We start from the raw sequence: 20,244 nt of genomic DNA, 5'->3' as shown, positions 1-20,244 counted from the left end.
GCATACGAGATTATATAGTGTCTCGTGGGCTCGTAGATGTGTATAAAAGCCAGCCCCGATGACTTGGCGTATATGTACGCGGCGCGCCGCGTGTCGCGTGCATATACGCCAAGTCACGGAGAGGGAACCGACGGTGGATGCCGCAGACCCGCCGCTCAGCCTGCGACGAGCGTGGGCGTGCCCGCCTCGAACTCCGTGAGGTCGCCCGTCTCGCCCAGCCGCGCCGCGCGCCGCCCGACCACGAGCATGTACACCAGGAACAGCGCAAGCGCGGCCGCGCCGATGCCGATCTTCGCCGGCCAGGGCCATGGCTGGCGCGTCACGAATCCCTCGATGAGTCCTGACACGCCGAGGGCGATCACGAGACCGATCACGATCGTCGCGAGCGAGCGGCCGGCCGCGGCGAGCGCGGCGCCGCGCGAACGCGGGCCGGGTGCGACCCATGCCCAGAAGATGTGGAGGCCCGCCGCCCCGGCCACGAAGATGCTCGTGAGCTCGAGCAGGCCGTGCGGGAGGATGAACAGCACGAAGACGTCGGCGCGGTCGAAGGCCGTCAGCACGGCCGCCGCCGTGCCGACGCCGACGGCGTTCTGCACGAGCACCATCAGCGGCCACACTCCCGTGATGCCGAACAGCACGCACTGCGCCGCGATCCACGCGTTGTTGGTCCACACCGTCCCGGCGAAGACGGCCGCCGGGTTCTCGCTGTAGTAGTCGGTGAAGCTGTTCTCGGCGTACTCCTGCAGCTGTGCCCGGCTGCCGAGGCTCGCCACCAGCGCAGGATCGCCCGACACCCACAGCGCCACCGTCGCCACGACGACGATGAACCCCACCGCGATCGCGAGGGTGGTCCAGCGCACGCGGTACAGCGCGGCGGGCAGCTGCAGCACGAAGAACCGCGGGATCTGCCGCATCACGTTCTCGGGGGCGCCGGTCAGCCGCAGGCGGGCGCGCGCGAGCATCGTCGAGATGTGGTCGCTCTGCACGCTGCGGCCGGCCGAGGTCTTCGCGTCGGCGAGATCGGCGGATGCCGCACGGTAACGCGTGACCAGCTCGTCGACCTCGCTCCCCGTGAGGTGGCGCGAACGACTGAGCGCGTCCAGGCGCGACCACTCCTCTCGGCGGGCGGCCGTGAGGGCGTCGAGGTCCATGCGCTTTACTGTAGCCATGCCCGCCGAGCGTCCCACCATCGTCGACATCCATCAGGACGAGGTGCTGACGGGCGAGGCGGTCGCGTTGGACGTGCAGCCGGTCGGCTTCTTCCTGCGCGCGCTCGGCGTCATCATCGACATGCTGCTCGGTCTCGCCGCGCTGCTGCTGTTCGCGGTCGGCGCGGGGTGGCTGGTCGCCAACGGCGCCCTCGACGGCGCGGTCGTCCCGATCCTCACGATCGTGATGCTGGTGCTCGTCATGGTCGTGATCCCGACCGTCGTCGAGACCGCGAGCCACGGCCGCAGCCTGGGGCGACTCGCCGTCGGCGCCCGCATCGTGCGCTCCGACGGCGGCGCGGCCGGGTTCCGTCAGGCCTTCATCCGCGCCCTGGTCGGCGTGTTCGAGCTGTGGTTCACGCTGGGCGCCGTCGCGGCGCTCGTCGGCGCCTTCACGCCACGGTCCCAGCGCCTCGGCGACCTCCTCGCCGGCACGTACTCCGAGCGCACCCGCACTCCCCGGCTCCCCGACGCGGGCCTCGGCATCCCGCCCGTCCTCGCCGAATGGGCGGCCGTCGCGGACGTCGCCCGGCTTCCCGAGCCGCTGTCACGGCGCCTGGCCCAGTTCTCGCGGTCGGCGACGAGCATGGAGCCGACGGCGCGCGCCCGGACGGCGGCATCCCTCGCCCGCGAGACGGCCGGATACGTGTCGCCCGTGCCGACTGTGGACCCCGAGACGTTCCTCATCGGCGTCGTGGCGGTGCGCCGCGGGCGCGAGCTGCGCGCCCTGCAGCTCGAGACCGCGCGGGCCGATGCGCTGACGGCGCCGGTGTCGGCGCCGCCGCGCGGCTTCCCGAAGCGCTGACACCGATTCCACCGGCGCCCGCGGCGTCACGCGCGGTGCCCCGACCGCGGCGGCCCGAGGCCCGCCGCCTGAGCCCCGCCGCCCGCTGCGTCACGCACGTGCCCGCCGAGCGCCGGGCCGCCCGAGGCCCGCCGCCCGGCGCCCGAGGCCGCCGCCCGCAGAATCGGATCCGCGTCTACGGACCGTCGGGCCGACGCGCCGTCGACGGGATGCCGCGCGTCGGCGTGTCGCGGACGGCTCCGCACAAGCGGATCCGATTCTGCGCGTCGGGTCGCACACCGGCGACCCGCCGACGTCAGTAGCGGTAGTGGTCGAGCTTGTAGGGCCCCTCGACGGGGACGCCGATGTAGGCGGCCTGCTCGTCCGACAGGGTCGTCAGCTGCACGCCGAGCGCGTCGAGGTGCAGGCGCGCGACCTTCTCGTCGAGGTGCTTGGGCAGGACGTACACGGCGGTCGGGTACTCGTCGCGCTTCGTGAACAGCTCGATCTGCGCCAGCACCTGGTTGGTGAACGACGCGCTCATCACGAACGACGGGTGCCCGGTGGCGTTGCCGAGGTTCAGCAGGCGCCCCTCGCTCAGCACGAGCACGCTGCGGCCGGTCGGCAGGCGCCACTCGTGCACCTGGGGCTTGATCTCGATCTTCTCGACGCCCTCGAGCGCCTCCAGGCCGGCCATGTCGATCTCGTTGTCGAAGTGACCGACGTTGCCGACGATCGCCAGGTGCTTGAGCTTCAGCAGGTCGTCGACCGTCACGACGTCCTTGTTGCCGGTGCCGGTGATGACGATGTCGACCTGACCGGCGACGTCCGCCAGCCGTGACACCTGGTAGCCGTCCATGGCGGCCTGCAGCGCGCAGATCGGGTCGACCTCGCTCACGATGACGCGGGCGCCCTGGCCGCGCAGCGCCTCGGCGGCACCCTTGCCCACATCGCCGTAGCCGCACACGAACGCGACCTTGCCGCCCATCAGCACATCGGTCGCGCGGTTGATGCCGTCGGGCAGCGAGTGGCGGATGCCGTACTTGTTGTCGAACTTGGACTTCGTGACCGAGTCGTTGACGTTGATCGCCGGGAACAGCAGCTCACCGGCCGTCGCGAGCTCGTACAGGCGGTGCACGCCGGTCGTCGTCTCCTCCGTGACGCCGAGCAGCCCGCCCGCCATGCGGGTGAACCGCTGCGGATCGCGCGCGAGGCTCGCCCGCAGCGTGTCGAGGATGATCCGGTACTCGGCGGAGTCGTCGGGTGCGGCATCCGGAACCGCCCCGGCCTTCTCGAACTCGACGCCCTTGTGCACGAGGAGGGTCGCGTCACCGCCGTCGTCGAGGATCATGTTCGGCCCGTCGAAGCCCTCGGCGGTCCAGTCGAAGATGCGGTCCGCCAGGCGCCAGTACTCCTCGAGCGTCTCGCCCTTCCACGCGAAGACCGGCACGCCGGCGGGGGCGTCGACGGTTCCGGTCGGGCCGACGACGACGGCCGCGGCAGCCTCGTCCTGCGTCGAGAAGATGTTGCAGCTCGCCCAGCGCACCTGCGCGCCGAGGGCGACGAGGGTCTCGATGAGCACGGCCGTCTGCACCGTCATGTGCAGCGAGCCGGCGATACGCGCGCCCTTCAGCGGCTGCGACGGCCCGAATTCGTCGCGCAGGGCCATGAGGCCCGGCATCTCGTTCTCGGCGAGGCGCAGCTGGTGACGACCCGCCTCGGCGAGCGACAGGTCGGCGACCTCGTACTCGAAGGCGGCGGCGGATGCCTCGACGGGCGTGGCGACGGCGGTGTGGGTCGGCATCCGCCTATTCTCCCACGCCGGGTCGCGGCCGAGCAGACGTCAGGTGCGCAGCGTCTCGTGCCGCACGACGACCCAGCCACGGGGCACCGACAGGCGCTCGGTGTGCGAGGCGCACAGGTCGTGCGCGTGCGGGTCGCCGGCCGCCCCGAGCGGACCGATCGCCGCCATCTGGTCGGCGTAGTCGTACGTGAGGGTCGACACCGCCTCACGGGCGCAGCCGACCTTGGAGCACACTCTCTGACGCATCACCGTGACGCTATCGCGAACCGGCGACCCCGGCCGCACGCCGCGCCCGACGCGTGCCCACCTGCCCGGCCTAGGATGGACGCATGGCGTGGCGTCGGACCCGGACCAGCGAACGCGCGGCGGTGCGCCGCCCGGCGCGGCACGGCCGCCACGGCCGCGAGGGGCGCAGCTCGGTCGTCCGTCCCCCGCTCCCCCCGCTCGACACGCGGGTCGACCGCTTCGACCTGTCGGTCGGCACCGCCGCGGAGTTCCTGCGCTCCGCGTGGTCGGAGCTCCGCGATGTGCGGTTCGAGGTGGCCGACATGCCGGCCGCGACCGACGACGACGGCATCCCCCGCTGGACGGTGCTCCGCGACGAACGCCGCATCATCCTGTACCGGCTGCCCATCGAGCGCCTCAGTCATCTGCACCGCGACGACGAGCTGCACCACCGCATGCTCGTCGAGGGCTCCGTGTTCCGCGCCGCGGCCGAGTACCTCGACCGCGACCCGTGGGACCTCGGTCCCGAGCGCTTCCGCTACTTCTGACGCGATCCGGGTCACTGCGACGAAGGAGCGTCGACGCGGGTCGGGTCAAGGTCGAGCAAGCGAAGCGAGTTGGAACCCGATCCGGGTCGCTACGGGTACACGACGACCTCGTGCGCCGCGACGTCTGCGGGCCACACCGGGATGCCCGCGAGTGCTCCGTCGCCCGTGAGCGACAGTCCCGCCCGCACCGGGTCGGAGGGGTCGATCACGTAGACCGTGCGCGGTGAGAGGCGCACGGTCGTCGATCCGCCGGCCGGCACACTGAGGTCGACCTCGAAGCCGCCGCCCTGGGCCGCGAGCTTCACGTCGGCCGGCTCGGTGCCGGGGTTCACCACGGTGAGGGTGGGCACGGGTCCGCTCGGCGTGACGAAGAGAGTGGATGCCGCCACCTCCGGCGAGGGGGTGTACCAGGCGAAGTCGTCGCCCTCGCCGAACCCCGTCGTCTGCCACACCGCGGCGACGATGGGCGTGTCGGCGTCGATCGACACCGTGTACGAACCGGCGGCGAGACCGTCGAGCTCCAGTTCCAGCGGCTGGCCCGGCTCGAGCGAGATCTCCTGCGAGGCACGCGCGGGCTCCGTGCGCCCGGCGGCGGTCACGACGACCCGGGCCGTCGTCGCCACCGACGGCGACAGCATCCGGAGCTTCGTGGCACCCTCGGAGCCGTCCTGTGCCGGAGTGCGCGTGACGGCCACGCCGGCGATCACCTGCTGCGCCGCGGGCGCGGCGATCGGACCCACCTGGTCGACGCCGCCCGGCGTGAGGGTGCGGGTGATGCTCGCCTGCAGCGACGCGTGGATGGGTGCGCCGACGGCCGAGACCCGCACGACGGGGCTCTCTTCGCCGAGCGCGATGCCGGCCAGGGGCACCACGCGCTGCGTGCCCGGGGCCACGAGGAGATCGGAGCCGCCGGGCGGCGTCTGGGGTCCGCCGACGCCGTACACCGTGAGCTGCACGGTCGCGGCGACCGTGCCCGGGTTCGACAGCAGGACGAGGTCGGCAGCGCCCGTCGCGCCCGATCCGCCGACGAGCCAGGACTCCAGCAGCGGCGGGCGGCAGGCCGACGCCGCGAAGCCGGCGAGGTCATCCGCGCGTGCCGTCGCCGCACCGGCGGCGGCGACGTCGACGGCCGAGCCCGCCTCCGGCGGAGCGGTCAGCGTGAGAGGCCCCTCGCCGACGGCATCGTTCTTCAGCGTCTGCTGCTGCGGCTCGGCGGCGCCCTCCTGCACGCCGGTCACGACCGTCTGGCGCGCCGCCAGCGCGAGAGATGAGGCATCCTCCGAATTGCGTCCGATCGACAGCAGGGCCCCATCGCACGTGACGATCGATGCGGCGGGCGCCGGCGTCGTCGCGATCCGGACGGGTTCGCGCGCGATCGTGGGCCAAGGGACGGTGACGGCCGTCACGACGGCGATGACGGCGATGACCGATACGGCCGTGCCGATCAGCAGACGGGCGCTCGTGGTCGCCCAGCGGAACACGCGGCGGTCGCTCATCGGCCCTCCTGCCAGTGGGGGCCCACGACCCGCGGGGTGCGGCGGGCCGCCCGCCGCGTCGCGGCGGTGGGCACGGCCAGCAGCAGCGCGATGCCGAAGACCGCGAGCTGCGCGAATCCGATCCAGCGGGCCAGCGCGATCTGTGCGGCGGACTCGTCCGGGCGGGGGTCCACCTCGTCAACGACGCGCCACAGCTCGCCCTTCGCCGTGTCGCCCACGGCCACGAGGGTGTTCCGCTGGCTGAGCGCCGTCGTGGCCGACAGCCGCATCGTGCGCGCCGCATCGGTCTCGGGGACGGCGGACGGCGCGAGCAGGATGAAGCCGATGCCCTGCTGGGCGAGCTGTGCCACGACGTCGTCTGCGGACGGCGTGACGAGGTCGGCGGCGAGCGCCGCGACCTCCTCGTCCTGCGCGTCGGGGTGCGTGCGCGTGGACTGCAGCGTCGTCTGGCCGCCGAGCGTCTCGCTGCCGCCCCACACGATCTGCGCGGCGACACCGGCGTCGGACTGGGGAGTCAGCACGATGGTGCCGACGTCGGGGTTGCCGCGGCCCTCGGCGGCGACGAAGGCGGGCAGGGTGCTGACGGGTCCGTTCGCGATCGTGGCGGTGCCGCGCGCGAGGGCGGTGAGCGACGGCACCGCCAGCGTCACCGCGCCGGCGAGCACCAGCGCGGCGGCGATGCCGCGCACGAAGGCGACACGCGGCGCCAGTCCGGCGTCGAGCGTCACCAGCGCACCTCCGAGCGCCCCGAGCCACGCGAGGCTCAGACCGGTCCCCGGCCACACCGGCACCGACACCGCCTGGGTGAACGCGACCGAGAAGCCGACCGCCGCGAAGGCCGTGCCCAGGCCGAGCGCCGTCACCGCCAGCAGCACCGTGCCCGCCGCCCAGCGCTGCGTCAGCGGTGCGACGAGGGCGAGCAGCGCGAGAGGAACGCTGAGCAGAGGCACCCACCACGTCGGTCCGTCCGGCAGCAGAGTCGTCCAGCCCGCCAGGTCGGAGGTCGGGATGCCGGCGGCCAGGAGCGCGCGTCCCGCGGCGTCGGCGGCCACCTGGGGACCGGCCCAGGGCACACCGGGGTCGGCGACGAGCCCCCACACGCGGGCGTTCGCGAGGGCGTTCCACGCCAGCGGGACCGCGAGCACCAGCGACGGCACGACGAGCCAGACGAGCCTCGTGACACCGCGACCCGCTCGGAGGGCGATCGCGAGGACGATCATTCCGACCCACAGCACGGCCAGCGCAGGGGCCAGCGAGGGAGCCGAGGCGAGCACGCCCGCAAGCAGGATCGACGCGGTGCCCGCACCGGCCCACGAGCGGTGCGCCACCGAGCCGGCGAAGAACAGCCACGGCAGCAGCAGATGCACGATGACCCCGGTGGGGCGCCCCTGCGTGAGGGCGACGAGGAGCGCCGGCGACAGCGCCCACACGGCCCCGCCCAGCAGGCGCAGCCCCGACCGCTCGGTGACGCGCGTCGCAGCGAACCAGCCGCCGAGCGCGGCGAGCGGCAGCGCGAGGATCCACAGCAGGACGAGGGCGCGCGACGGCGCCCACGGCCACGTCGAGCCGATGATCGCGACGACGGCCGCGAACGGGTCGGCCGGCCCGACCGTGTCGAGTCGGAGGATGCGCTGTCCGTACGCGGCATCGTTCCACAGCTGCCCGACGGTCGTGGCCAGGGGCTGCAGGGCGCCGCCGCCCAGCACCGGCCAGGCGAGAAGGGCGGGGAACGCCGCGACCGACGCGGCGAGCGCCGCCAGCACGAGCCACGCGCCGCCGCCCGAGAAGAAGCGCAGATCGCGTCGCCGCACGCCGCCGAGAGAGACCTCTGGGTCGTCGTCCAGCCGCTCGCGCAACTGCGTGCGCGTCGCGCGCAGCGGCGCGAGCTGCGCCCACGAGCCCGTGCGATCGCCCGCACGGCCGGCCCTCGCCCGGTTCAGGCGCCGTCGCGCCCGCCAGACGGACGGGATCGCGACGAGCACCACGGCGGCCGCCGCCCACTCGGACGGGATGCGGCCCGGCTGCTTGCGGACGAGGTCGACGGCCGTGCGCCAGAGCGCCAGCGGCAGCAGCGTGAGCCAGTGCAGTGGCACCGCGAACGCGGGCGCATAGACGAGGCGGCGGTGCAGCTGCGCCACGCGCTCCGCGTAGACGGCGCGACGACGGCGCTGCGGCGTGAGCGGGGTCGGGACCCCCGCGACACCGTCGCCGGCGACAGCCACGCGCGCCCCCGGCGCGAGCGACACGCGGGCTCCCGCGAGCCGGGCGCGCACACCGAGGTCGAGCCCTTCGTCGGCGCCGGCGAGCCCGGCGTCCAGGCCGCCCAGCGCCTCCCACTCCTTCGCGCGGATCAGGATGCCGCGCACATCGGCCCCGAGCACGTCCTCGTGCGCGTCGTGCTGGCCCTGGTCGAGCTCGCCGTCGGCGAGACCGACGCTCCGACCGAACCGCGTCATGCTGACGCCGAGCGAGACGATCTCGGCGCGATCGTCCCAGCGCACGAGCTTCGGCGCCACGAAGGCGACCGAGGGCGACAGCTCCAGGGCGCCCAGCAGCTGGGCGAGGGCGTCGGGCTCGGGGGCCGTGTCCTGTGCGAGCAGCCACAGCGCGTCCGCGGGGACCTCCGTGCGGCTGAGGGCGAGAGCAGCAGCGGCGGCGTACCCGGTGGACGCGGGGGCCCGGACGACCGACGTCGCCGACGATGCCTGGACGACCTCGTGCAGATGATCGTCGCCGCCGCAGACGACGACGGTGAGCGCATCGACAGGGCGCGCCTGCTCGTCGAGCGCGGCGAGCGTGCGCCGCAGGTGGAACGCGGCCGGCGTGCGACCATCTGGACGCACGACGAGGAGGGCGTGAACTCGAGCGGGCATGTCCTGGTCAGCCTAGGCGCGGACGCCCGTCAGTCCTGTTGAACGCGCCGGGTCGGCCGGATAGGCCGGCCGACCGGCGTGTTCAGCTCGCGCGCCGCTTGAGCTTGCGGCGCTCGCGTTCGCTCAGGCCGCCCCAGATGCCGAAGCGCTCGTCGTTCTGCAGCGCGTATTCGAGGCACTCGCCCCGGACATCGCACGACCCGCAGATGCGCTTGGCATCTCGCGTGGATCCGCCCTTCTCGGGGAAGAACGCCTCCGGATCTGTCTGCGAACACAATGCGTCGGTCTGCCAGGCGAGCGGATTGTCGTCGTCCGCATCGATGTTGCGGCGAACCCCCGGAACCCCCAGTTGAACCGGATCGACGAACCAGTCGTCGGGAACGCCGGAACGGAATTGCGAAACCGTCATGTCGTTCTCACCCCCGTGATCCTGCTCCACGCTGGTGCGTGTACGGCTAATTACACCCGTGTAGTTCACCGAGGTCAAGTCGCGGATACTAAATCCTCAACCGCCTCTTGAACCTTTACGACGCGCCGACGGCGTGTCGCACTGTGATAACAGTCCGCGGCGGCGGCGCTCCGGGCGCCCGTCAGCGGCCCGGCTGAGCGATGAACACCTCGCCGCTGCCCGAAGCGCGAACCGCCCCTTCGTCGGGGGTGACGAGGACCGCCGCGCCAGGCACGAGCACGGCTTCGTCCTGGGATGCCGTCCCCGCGACGACCGGTGCGCCCGAGGTCGCGAGGGCGATCGCCGGGCCGTCCAGCGGCACCGTCGCCGGCGTGACACCCGGTGTCACCGCGTACAGCGCGAAGTCCGCGATGGGCACGTCGTAGGCACGCACGCCGTCGCCCACGTCACGCGGACGGATGACGGGAGGCAGCGCCGGCGCAGGATCCAGCACGCTCACGAGCTCGGCCGCGTCGACGTGCTTGGGGGTGAGACCGCCGCGCAGCACGTTGTCGCTGGCTGCCATGAGCTCGACGCCGAGCCCCTCGAGGTACGCGTGCAGCACGCCCGCGGGAACGAAGAGCCCCTCGCCGCGACGAAGGGTCACGAGGTTCATGAGGAGCGCCACGACGATGCCCGGATCGCCCGGGAAGTCCGCGTCCAGGGTCCGGACGAGGTCGAGCTCGGCAGAGAACTCGTCCGAGTCACCCGCGACGGCGGCGGCGATCACGTCGCGCGCGGCGTCCGCGCCGTCCGACAGCAGCCATCCGATGACGGCCGAGAGAGCGGCATCCTCGCCGTTCAGCCTCTCGGCGAGCGGCGCGGCGCCCTCCCCCAGCTCCGCCACGAGCCGTCGCGTGGCGTCGAGCTCGCGCAGGCCCGCGAGAGCGCGGAACTCGTCGCTCAGCGCCACGATGAGCTCAGGCTTGTGGTTGTCGTCGCGGTACGTGCGGTCGGCGGCGTCGCGCGGGATCCCCGCCGCCTCCTCACGCGCGAATCCGGCCTCGGCCTGCGCCTTGGACGGGTGCGCCTGGATCGACAGGGCCGATGCCGCGGCCAGCAGCTTCAGCAGGTACGGAAGCGGCGCCGGGATGCCGGCATCCTTCCCCTCCGCAGCGATCCAGGAGTCCAGCGTGCGACCGTCGGGGGTCACGGCGGGATCGCCCGGGTGGTCCCCGAACCACACCTCCGCCTCGGGGCGGCCGGACGGCTCGCGGCCCTCGAGCTCCGCGATCAGAGAGGTGGATCCCCACGCATAGTCGCGGGGGTCGTTCGCCAGGGGGATCAGCATTCCACAAGCCTATGTTCCAGTCGTCGAGCGAGCGAAGCGAGACGAAACGCATGCGTGCACGAGGCATTTCTGCCCGCGAGTCGGCCGCGCCCTCAACGACCGCGCTCCTCAGGATCGTCACGGTACCCTGAGTGCGATGGCCGTCTACTCGAAGCACCCGGCATCGGCTCCGCCGAGCCCGCCGATCCGTGAGAAGACCGGCCACCTCATGCTGCGCGCGTGGTGCATCTTCGTGCTGTTCATGGCTTTCTCGGGCACAGCGTGGATCAACGCCTTCGGGACGACCGCGACCGCCGTCATCACGATCGGCGGCGGCATCCTCACCGTCGTCCTCTGGATTGTGCTGCGTCCGCCCGTGCAGTACCGGCGCCTCCCCTGGTACGTGCTCGGCTACGTCGCGTGGGCGACGCTGTCGCTGCTGTGGTCGGCGTGGCCGCAGACGACGGCGATCACGCTGCTGCTGCTCTACATCACCACCACGCAGGCGCTCTTCATCGGCAGCGCCCTCACGTGGCGCGAGCTGGTGCGCGCGATCGCCTCCGCGCTCAAGTGGGTGATGGCGCTGTCGATCCTGTTCGAGCTGTGGGTGTCGGTCTTCATCGGGCAGCCGATCCTTCCCGGCTTCGTCGTGGCGAAGGCCGACGACCCCATCGAGTACTGGTCGCGCGACAACCTCTTCGACGGCGGGCGCCTGCAGGGCATCATGGGCAACGCCAACCTGCTGGGCCCCGTCGCGCTCCTCGCCATCATCGTGTTCGCGATCCGGCTGGCCTCGGGGGCTCCGCGGCGGGTGCTGCTGTGGGGCTGGATCCTCCTGTCGGCCTTCCTGTTCGTGCGCGCGTCGTCGGCGACGGCCTACGTCGCAGCGGCCGCCGTCGCCGTCGTCCTCGTCACCGTGCTGCTGATGCGCCGGGCCGACAAGCCGGGAGCGCGCACCAAGTACTACATCGCCTACGCGGTCGTCGGCCTCGGCGGGGCCGTCGCGCTGTGGCTGCTGCGCGACACGATCTTCAGCGCGCTCGGCCGCAGCGCCGACCTGACCGGCCGCGAGGGCATCTGGGAGCAGGTGCTCGCGCGCACCGCCGAGCGTCCCTGGACCGGATGGGGCTTCGCCACGCCGTGGATGACGTCCGACCCTGCGTTCGACCTGCACATCACCGACCACGGCGTGCTCGTGATGCAGGCCCACAACATGTGGATCGACGTCTCGATGCAGCTCGGCATCATCGGGGTGGTCCTGCTCGGGCTCGTGTACCTCGCGTTCGTGTGGCGCTCGTGGTTCTTCGCCGTCGACCGTCCCCGGTGGGACCTGCGGGCCGACCGCCCCTATTCGCCGCTGACGCTCCTGCCGACCCTCGTGGGCGCGATCCTCCTCGTGCAGGGTCTTGCCGAGTCCGGTCCGCTGCTGCTGTGGGGCTGGATGCTCGTGGCCATGTTCGGCGCCAAGATCAAGCAGTCCCCGCACGTCGGCGTCGGACCCGCGGAGCAGAGCGCCGCCATCGAGCGCGGCGAGGCGGTCGGCGCCGTCGATGCCTCCGGCGACGTTCACGTCGTCGCGCCGACCGACGCGCACACCCCGGTCCCACCACGGCAGGCGGGACGCGGCGCGTGACCGACGCGCCGCACGCCGGCTGGTTCGGCACGCTCCTCGGGTCGGCATCCTTCGCGCGCGCCTTCACCCTCACCGTCTTCGGCGCTGTCTTCTCGTCGTTCGCCATCGAGCGCATCGCCGGCACCGTCACCTACGTGACGATCGTCTCGTCGCTGTGCCTCCTCGGCGTCCTCGTCATGATCGTGCGGCGCCGCGAGATCTCGCTCCTGCGGCTTGTGCCCACGAGCGTCATCGTGTTCGTCGGCTGGGCGTTCGCGAGCGTGTTCTGGAGCAGCGACTCCGGCAAGTCCTTCTGGAGCTGGGTGTCGCTCCTCGGCATCGCGTTCCTCGCCGTCGTGATCGGGCACGTGCGCGACACGCTGCAGACCGTGCGGGCGCTCGGGGACGTCCTGCGGGTGCTGCTCGCCGTGTCGCTCGTCGTCGAGGTGCTGTCCGGCATCCTTCTCGACATCCCGTTCACGTTCCTCGGCGTGCAGGGCGCCATCGCCGACTTCGGCCCCATCCAGGGCATCTTCGGCACGCGCAACCTGCTCGGCTTCGTCGCGGTGATCGCGCTCATCACCTTCCTCATCGAATACCGCACGCAGTCGGTGCGGCCCGGAGTCTCGGTCGCCTCGGTCGTGCTCGCCGGCGGGCTCGCCGTGCTCAGCGACTCCCCCACCGTGGTCGTGCTCGCCCTCGCCGTAGGGCTTGCCGTCGGCGCGCTCGCCCTCGTCCGGCACGCCTCCCCCGAGCGGCGCGCGGCGCTGCAACTCTCGCTCGGCGCGCTCGTGGTCATCGGGGTGTTCGTCGGCTATGCCGCCCGGCATCCCATCATCGCCCTGCTCGGCGCAGGGTCGGACTTCTCCATGCGCGTCGATCTGTGGAACCGCATGGTCGACATCGTCCGGTTCCGCCCCGTGCAGGGCTGGGGCTGGTTCGGGCCGTGGGACCTGCACGAATTCCCCTTCAACGCGATCAACGCGCTCCTGGGCGAACAGCACGCGACCGGCCTGAACGCCTTCTTCGACGTCACGCTCCAGCTCGGCTGGGTGGGCCTCGTGCTCTTCCTCGCCCTCGGAGCCCTCGCCCTCGCCCGCTCGTGGCTCGTCGCCGGCGAGCGCCGCTCGGTCATCTACGCCTGGACCCCCCTCGTTCTCGTCGCACTGCTCGTCGACTCGATGTTCGAGAGCTTCACCCTCACCGGCCTCGGCTGGCTCATGCTGGTGCTGTGCGCCGTCCGTGCCGGACAGTCACGCTCGTGGCGCGAGCGCCTCGACAGCGGAGTGGATGCCGGCGGCCCTGCCGCGGCGGAGGGGCAGGGGCTGCCGCACGCCCCATAGGCTGCCCGCCTGAGTCGACTCATCGGCCAAGAAGTCCAACGCAGGCGCGTCAGTCGCGACCGTAAATGTCCCGACTGTAGACCTTGTCGGCCACGTCGTCGAGGACACCGGTCACACGGTTGGCGATGATCACGTCTGCGCGGGCCTTGAAGTCATCTATGTCGCGGACGACCTCGGAGTGAAAGAAGTCGTCCTCCGCCAAGGTCGGCTCGTAGACGATCACCTCCACGCCCTTCGCCTTGATCCGCTTCATGATTCCCTGGATCGACGAAGACCGGAAGTTGTCAGACCCCGCCTTCATGACGAGACGGTAGACACCCACGGTCCGCGGACTCCTCGTGAGGATGTCGGCTGCGACGAAGTCCTTACGTGTGGTATTCGCGTCCACGATGGCCGCGATCAGGTTCTGCGGCACGTCGGAGTAGTTGGCGAGGAGCTGTTTCGTGTCCTTGGGCAGGCAATAACCGCCGTAACCGAACGACGGATTGTTGTAGTGAGATCCGATACGAGGATCGAGCCCCACACCTTCGATGATGTGCCGCGCGTCGAGCCCGTGGACGGCGGCGAATGTGTCGAGCTCGTTGAAGTACGCCACACGGAGCGCGAGGTACGTGTTGGCGAAGAGCTTTATCGCCTCGGCCTCTGTCGGCCCCGTGAGGAGGACGGGCACGTCCTCCTCCGCAGCCCCCTCAAGCAGCAGATCGGCGAACCGTCTTCCCACCGGACCCGGATCCCCCACGACGATTCGCGAGGGGTGCAGGTTGTCATAGAGCGCGCGGCCCTCCCGCAGAAACTCCGGGGAGAAGATGATCGTGGCGTCTGGATGTTGCTTGACCATGCGTTGCGTGAAGCCCACCGGCACCGTGGACTTGATCACGATCGCGGCATCGGGATTCGCGCGGAGAACAGCTTCGACGACCGATTCGACCGACGACGTGTCGAAGAAGTTCGTGACTTCGTCATAGCTGGTCGGGGTAGCGATCACTACGAAGTCGGCGCCGTCGTATGCGGCATCCGCATCCAGCGTTGCCGTGAAGTCGAGATCCTTCGTGCTGAGATATTCCTCGAGCTCGGCGTCGACGATCGGAGATCGTCGTTGACGCAACTCCGCGATGCGCTGCGCGTCGATGTCGACGGCGATCACCTGGTGGTGCTGGGCGAGGATCACAGCATTGGAGAGTCCCACATAGCCGGTGCCCACGACGGCGATCTTCATCCAACGAGCGTATCCCGCCCACCCAGCGCCCGACGCCGATCCCCAGCGTCGGCCAGGCAGCGCAAGGTAGGCTTGCGTGCGGCCCGACGCCTCGGCGCCCGCCCCTTCCCTCGGAGATCAGCCCGTGACCAACGTTCCGTCCGCCGCGCCGTTCGACCCGCAGACCGCGACGATCGCCATCGTCACCTACAACCGGTCGAACCTGCTGACGCGGCTGCTCACGAGCATCGGCGAGATGGACCCCAAACCCGGTCGGGTGGTCATCGTCGACAACGCCTCGACCGACGACACCGGCGACGTCGTGGAGTCCTTCCGCGAGACCGTGGCACCCGCTGAGATCGTCTACCGCCGTATGGAGACCAACACCGGCGGCTCGGGTGGCTTCAGCGAGGGCATGCGAGTCGCCTACGAACTCGGCTCCGAGTGGATCTGGCTCATGGACGACGATGTCGAAGTCCTCCCCGACGGCCTGGCCAAGATGGGCAAGTGGGCGCCGCGCTTCAAGAGCATCCAGGGACGCCGGTACGACTACGACGGCAGCGCGTTCTACTGGCAGTACCGGATCGCCGAGCCGCTCGGCATCCCGATCCCCTTCGCCCCCGCCGAGTTCGACGCGTCCGGCTACAAGCCGATGAACTCGGGATGTTTCGAGGGCATGTTCATCCACCGCGATATCGTGCAGCAGATCGGCCTGCCCGACCCCAGGTTCTTCATCTACTGGGACGACCAGATGTACGGCTGGCTCGCGTCCCGCAAGACCACGTCGGTCATCGTCGACGAGTTCGTGCTGCGGCGCACGCGCGAGATCAAACAGTGGGACATGGGCATCCGCCACATGAACGCGTCGAGCAACGCGTACCGCTACTACATCATGCGCAACCGGGCATACATCAAGAAGTACTACCAGTCGCTGGGCGTCTACCGGCCGGTGCCCTTTGCACTGGGCACAACGCTGACGTTCGGCAAGGAGCTCATCCGCCTGCTGTTCGTCGAGCGCACCGTCCGTGGGACGTCGAACCTGTTCCGCGGGCTGCGTGACGGGCGGAAGATCGCGAAGGATGCCTCGTGGCAGCCGATGCCGCCGCTCGAGGCCGCTTCGGCGAACGCCTGACGCGCATTCTGTCGGTCACGACCGCACGCGTCCCACAGTAGGATCATGCTCTGACTGGGGCATTTCTCTCCCAGGCGTGATTCATCGTGGGGAGTACGCATGCCTGCTGTTCCGACCGAGCATAGGATCTGGCAGCGGGCATTCCTGCGGCCCGCTGTTGCTCTGGCCCTTGTGATCGCGTTGGCCGGCCCCGTGACACCGCCGGCCGTTGCAGAGGATGGCTGGCGTTCGGTGTCGGGGACCGTGTCATTGCCTGCGGACGCGCCGATGGATTGGCTAAAGGCGATTCAGGTATCGGCGCAGCCCGTGACGGGGCTGGGATTCCGGTCTGCCCAGGTCGATCCTGTGACGGGCGCTTATGCGTTGACGGATCTCGAGCCCGGCCCGTATCGGATCCAGTTCTCGGTGAACGCGATGTGGAACGGATCCCGGTATGAGCGACCGAACTTGGTCGGCGAGTACTACGACAATGCGCCCGACTGGAACTCCGCGACGGCAGTCGATCTGTCGGCAGCCAGCGCAGTGGACATTGATGTCCAGCTAGCGACCGGACGGTCCATCAGCGGGCGCATCACCTTGCCGGAAGGAGCTGACCCAGCCTGGCTTGGCGCTGTCTCGGTCAATGCGTCGGCGGCGAACGGCGGTTCGGCGAACGCAGACGTCGATCCGGTGACCGGCGACTACACGATCACCGGGCTCGCGCCGGATTCGTACCACGTTCAGTTCACCGTAGGGACGTACTGGGACGGCACAGCGTCGGTGAGGCCGAACCTTGTATCGGAGTACTACGACGACGCGACCGAATGGGGCGCCTCGACGCCGATCGACGTCACGGCGGACAACAAGTCCGGTGTCGATGCGACGCTGGAGTCGGGACGGAGCATCACCGGGACTGTGGCCCTTCCGGACGGGGCACCATCGGAGTGGCTTCGTTCGATCTCGGTCACCGCCACCGAAGTCGACGGCAGCATTATCGGCGGGAGCGGAGCAGCGCTGGACCCCGCGAGCGGGGAGTACAGAATCACCGGGCTTGCGCCCGGCTTCTACCACGTGTCATTCCGTGTCATGAACACGATGCCTGGCGCCGAGACTCCGAACCTGGTCGATGAGTACTATTCCGACGTCTACACGCCATCGGATGCGACACCAATCGACGTCACGGAGGGTGACAAGGAAGGCATCAATGCGGCGATGGAACCCGGCCGCAGCATTTCCGGCACGATCAGTCTGCCCGCGGACGCGCCCACCGCATGGCGTAAGAGCATCGGCGTCTCGGTGATGACGCCCAGCGGCGAATTCCTCAACGGTGGTTCTGGCAACCTGGCGGTCGACGCGGAGACCGGTGCCTATACCTTCTCGCGCCTGCCGGCCGGCGAGTTTATTCTTCACTTCTCGGCGTCGGGGTATTCGGACGGCTCGCAGTGGGTGTCCACTGATATCGCCTCGGAGTATTACGACGACGCCGTCAGTCGGGCCGATGCCACTCTTGTCTCCACCGCCACCGGGGACGTCACCGGAATCGATGGCACTCTCGAATACGGCGGCGGCATCGACATGGACCTTGATGTCTCCTCACTCCTCGGCACAGGTAACGGCATCGGGATCTCCATCACGGACCTTGACGGCAACATCCTGAACAGCTACGGCGACCCTCTCCCGCATGACGGCCACTATCCGGTCTTCATGAGCAACCTGGCGCCCGGCCAGTATCGCGTCGCGGTGACGACCTCGACGTGGGACGAACAGATGAACCTCGCCACAGTCCGCTCTGCGCAGTTCCTGCGATTCGGAACGGGCACCAGCGTGTCCGTGACCGCCGGAGACACGGTGACCGGCAGTGTCAGCGCGCGAGCCACCGATAGTTCGATCGGCGGAGAAATCCGCGCCGAAGGCTTCTTGACGACCGGTAGCATCCTCGGGAGCGCCCTGCCGTACGAAAAACTCGATGGCGGGTGGGTCCGCATCCCCGATGTCCGATTCGACGCCACCCAAAACGGCAACAGGCCCTACGCGGTCGCCGTGCCCGCCGGCACCTACACCATGGGTTACGAGACCGACTATTCGACATCAGGCGTCGACACTGACGAGGAATGGTGGAGCAAAAAGAGCACCCTGGCCGACGCCGACGTCATCACGCTCGCCTCTGGGCAGTCGAGAACCGGCATCAATGGGACTATCCATCCCGAGGGGGTCAATCCTGACGGGGTGCGGTCGGTCTCAGGAGTGGTGTCGCTCCCGGCCGGCGCGCCCGCAGGGTGGCTGGGGGCGGTGCAGGTGTCGGCGCAGCCGGTGAATGGACCGGGATTCCGGTCCGTGCCCGTAGATCCGGTTACTGGGGCATACGCGCTGACTGATCTCGCGCCTGGTTCGTACCGGATCCAGTTCTCTGTGAACCAATTCTGGAACGGCACTGAGTTTCTGCGCCCGAACCTGGTTAGCGAGTACTACTCCGATGCGACTGACTGGAACTCCGCGACGGTGATCGATCTGACGGGCGGCAGCCTCACGAACATCGATGCACAACTGGCGACCGGACAGACGATCAAGGGACACGTCACCCTGCCTGCCGGGGCTGACCCTGCGTGGTGGAGCTCGATCGCGGTCAGCGCGTCGTCGCTGACCGGAGCTTCTGGCTACACTCAGGTCGACCCCGTCACGGGAGACTATGCAATCACAGGCCTGCCCTCCGGCATGTATCAAGTGCTGTTCACGGTCGGAACATACTGGAACGGCACAACGTCGGTGAAGCCGAACCTCGTGTCGGAGTACTATGACGACGCGATCGATTGGAGCAGTGCCACGCCGGTCGACGTCTCCGCCGGCGACAGGTCCGACATAGACGCGACGCTCGAGCCAGGACGCAGCATCACCGGAAAGGTCACGCTACCTGCGGGGGCACCCCCAGACTGGCTGAACAGCGTATCCGTCACTGCTTCCGCATTGGACGGGAGCATGGTGGGCGGCCTGGGGGCGAACCCCGACCCGGACACCGGGGAATATGTGCTCACCGGCCTGGCGCCGGGTGTTTACCACGTCCTGTTCCGGGTGATGAGCACCGGCATGCCCGGAGCCGAGCGCCCGAATCTCGTTGACGAGTACTACAACAACGCCAACACACTGTCGACAGCGACTCCAGTGGATGTCGGCGATGACGACGCGTCCGGGATTGATGCGGCACTGGAGTCGGGCCGGAGCATCTCGGGCAGGATCAGCCTGCCCTCCGACGCACCCGACGAGTGGATGGAAGCCGCCCGAATCCTGCTCTACGCGCCTGATGGCGAGTACCTCAGCTACGGCAACAACGCGAAAGTCGATGCGGCGACTGGCGCCTACACCATCCCCTTTCTGCCGCCTGGCGAGTTCCTGCTGCAGTTTTCCGCCTCGAGCTATTTCGACGGCACAGATTGGAACTCCACCGACATCGCTCCGGAGTACTACGACGACGCCGCCACCCGTGACGACGCAACCGCGGTGTCCACCAGCAGTGGCAATGCCACCGGGATCGACGCCGCCCTCGGGCACGGCGGAGCCCTCGACCTAGACGTGGATGTCACCGCGTTGGTCGGGACCGGGAGCGGCATCGGCATCTCCATCACCGACCTCGACGGCAACATGCTGACCAGCTACGGGGACCCGCTCCCAGAGGACGGCCACTATCCCATCGCCATGGGGAACCTCACCCCCGGCTCCTATCGGATTGCATTGACCACCACATCGTGGGATGAGGCGACCAGCCGCTCGACCGTCGAGTCGGCCCAGTTCCTCCGATTCGGACCGGAGGCCAGCGTGTCTGTCGGTGCGGGCAAGACCATCACAGGCACCGTCGCCGCCCGGGCCGCCGACGCGACCATCACAGGAACCTTCAGCGCCGAAGGTTTCGCTACCGCCGCCGATACTCTCGGCAGCGCCCTGGCCTACGAGAAGCTCGACGGCCAGTGGGTCCGTCTCCCCGACGTCCGCTTCGACGTCAGCCAGAATGGCGCCACTCCGTACAGAGTCACCGTGCCGGCCGGCACATACACGATGGGCTACGAAGCTGTGTACGCCACCTCCGGCGTGCAAACCGAAGAGCAGTGGTGGAACAACCAGAGGACGCTGGCAGCTGCGACCCCGATCGCTCTCACCGCTGGACAGAAGGTCACTTCGATTGATGGGAAGATCAAACCGGCCCGTGCGCGGACGGTGGAGCGGACGGCTGGGGTAGACCGCTACGCCACCTCCGCAGCCGTCTCAGCGGCCACCTTCGAACCCGGAACACCCGTGGCCTACCTCGCCAACGGCGAAAAGTTCCCCGACGCGCTCTCCG

The 20,244-nt window shown here is 69.8% G+C and carries 14 protein-coding genes; 6 read left to right on the top strand and 8 right to left on the bottom strand.

The window, feature by feature from the left end:
- Positions 1-155: 155 nt before the first annotated feature.
- Positions 156-1,151, bottom strand: a complete 996-nt coding sequence (locus JNB62_RS18830; RefSeq protein WP_220302420.1) for a stage II sporulation protein M — start codon at positions 1,149-1,151, stop codon at positions 156-158.
- Positions 1,152-1,167: 16 nt separating this feature from the next.
- On the opposite strand from JNB62_RS18830, the gene JNB62_RS18825 reads away from it, so the two are divergent.
- Entirely contained in the window at positions 1,168-2,013 is an 846-nt protein-coding gene (locus tag JNB62_RS18825) for an RDD family protein (RefSeq protein ID WP_220302419.1), read from the top strand.
- 295 nt (positions 2,014-2,308) lie between these two features.
- Here JNB62_RS18825 and ahcY read toward each other — a convergent pair whose 3' ends face one another.
- Entirely contained in the window at positions 2,309-3,796 is a 1,488-nt protein-coding gene (gene ahcY / locus JNB62_RS18820; protein ID WP_220302418.1) for an adenosylhomocysteinase, read from the bottom strand.
- Between the two features lie 39 nt (positions 3,797-3,835).
- Complete coding sequence (locus JNB62_RS18815) at positions 3,836-4,042, bottom strand: DUF3499 family protein (protein WP_220302417.1); 207 nt, start codon at positions 4,040-4,042, stop codon at positions 3,836-3,838.
- Positions 4,043-4,125: 83 nt separating this feature from the next.
- On the opposite strand from JNB62_RS18815, the gene JNB62_RS18810 reads away from it, so the two are divergent.
- On the top strand, positions 4,126-4,569 hold the full coding sequence (locus JNB62_RS18810; protein WP_220302416.1) for a hypothetical protein: 444 nt from the start codon (positions 4,126-4,128) through the stop codon (positions 4,567-4,569).
- An 89-nt stretch (positions 4,570-4,658) separates the two neighbouring features.
- Here JNB62_RS18810 and JNB62_RS18805 read toward each other — a convergent pair whose 3' ends face one another.
- The 4 genes from JNB62_RS18805 to manA all read right to left on the bottom strand — a co-directional run bounded on the left by JNB62_RS18805 (position 4,659) and on the right by manA (position 10,677).
- On the bottom strand, positions 4,659-6,065 hold the full coding sequence (locus JNB62_RS18805) for a DUF5719 family protein (RefSeq protein ID WP_220302415.1): 1,407 nt from the start codon (positions 6,063-6,065) through the stop codon (positions 4,659-4,661).
- Positions 6,062-8,938: a glycosyltransferase gene (locus JNB62_RS18800; protein ID WP_220302414.1), complete on the bottom strand. Its 2,877-nt coding sequence runs from the start codon at positions 8,936-8,938 to the stop codon at positions 6,062-6,064. Before JNB62_RS18800 ends, JNB62_RS18805 begins: the two co-directional genes overlap by 4 nt.
- Before the next feature lie 82 nt (positions 8,939-9,020).
- The gene (locus JNB62_RS18795) at positions 9,021-9,347 is read right to left on the bottom strand and encodes a WhiB family transcriptional regulator (protein ID WP_220302421.1); all 327 of its coding nucleotides are present in this window, start codon (positions 9,345-9,347) and stop codon (positions 9,021-9,023) included.
- Between the two features lie 181 nt (positions 9,348-9,528).
- The gene (manA, locus tag JNB62_RS18790) at positions 9,529-10,677 is read right to left on the bottom strand and encodes a mannose-6-phosphate isomerase, class I (RefSeq protein ID WP_220302413.1); all 1,149 of its coding nucleotides are present in this window, start codon (positions 10,675-10,677) and stop codon (positions 9,529-9,531) included.
- A 136-nt stretch (positions 10,678-10,813) separates the two neighbouring features.
- Between manA and JNB62_RS18785 the strand changes: the two genes are divergently transcribed.
- Both JNB62_RS18785 and JNB62_RS18780 read left to right on the top strand, forming a co-directional pair.
- A complete protein-coding gene (locus JNB62_RS18785) occupies positions 10,814-12,289 on the top strand; it encodes an O-antigen ligase family protein (protein WP_223231268.1) in 1,476 nt (491 codons plus the stop codon).
- Positions 12,286-13,611, top strand: a complete 1,326-nt coding sequence (locus JNB62_RS18780; protein ID WP_220302412.1) for an O-antigen ligase family protein — start codon at positions 12,286-12,288, stop codon at positions 13,609-13,611. Before JNB62_RS18785 ends, JNB62_RS18780 begins: the two co-directional genes overlap by 4 nt.
- Positions 13,612-13,660: 49 nt before the next feature.
- Here JNB62_RS18780 and JNB62_RS18775 read toward each other — a convergent pair whose 3' ends face one another.
- Positions 13,661-14,827: a nucleotide sugar dehydrogenase gene (locus tag JNB62_RS18775; RefSeq protein ID WP_220302411.1), complete on the bottom strand. Its 1,167-nt coding sequence runs from the start codon at positions 14,825-14,827 to the stop codon at positions 13,661-13,663.
- A 124-nt stretch (positions 14,828-14,951) separates the two neighbouring features.
- On the opposite strand from JNB62_RS18775, the gene JNB62_RS18770 reads away from it, so the two are divergent.
- Both JNB62_RS18770 and JNB62_RS18765 read left to right on the top strand, forming a co-directional pair.
- Complete coding sequence (locus tag JNB62_RS18770) at positions 14,952-15,938, top strand: glycosyltransferase family 2 protein (protein ID WP_220302410.1); 987 nt, start codon at positions 14,952-14,954, stop codon at positions 15,936-15,938.
- 99 nt (positions 15,939-16,037) lie between these two features.
- Positions 16,038-20,244, top strand: a 4,207-nt coding sequence (locus tag JNB62_RS18765; RefSeq protein ID WP_220302409.1) for a carboxypeptidase-like regulatory domain-containing protein, incomplete at its 3' end; no start/stop codon positions are given.

This window comes from Microbacterium jejuense, from assembly GCF_019511665.1.
Taxonomy (GTDB): domain Bacteria; phylum Actinomycetota; class Actinomycetes; order Actinomycetales; family Microbacteriaceae; genus Microbacterium; species Microbacterium jejuense_A.
Note: the sequence above shows the minus strand (reverse complement) of the source record. Positions and strands in the feature narration are given on the sequence as shown.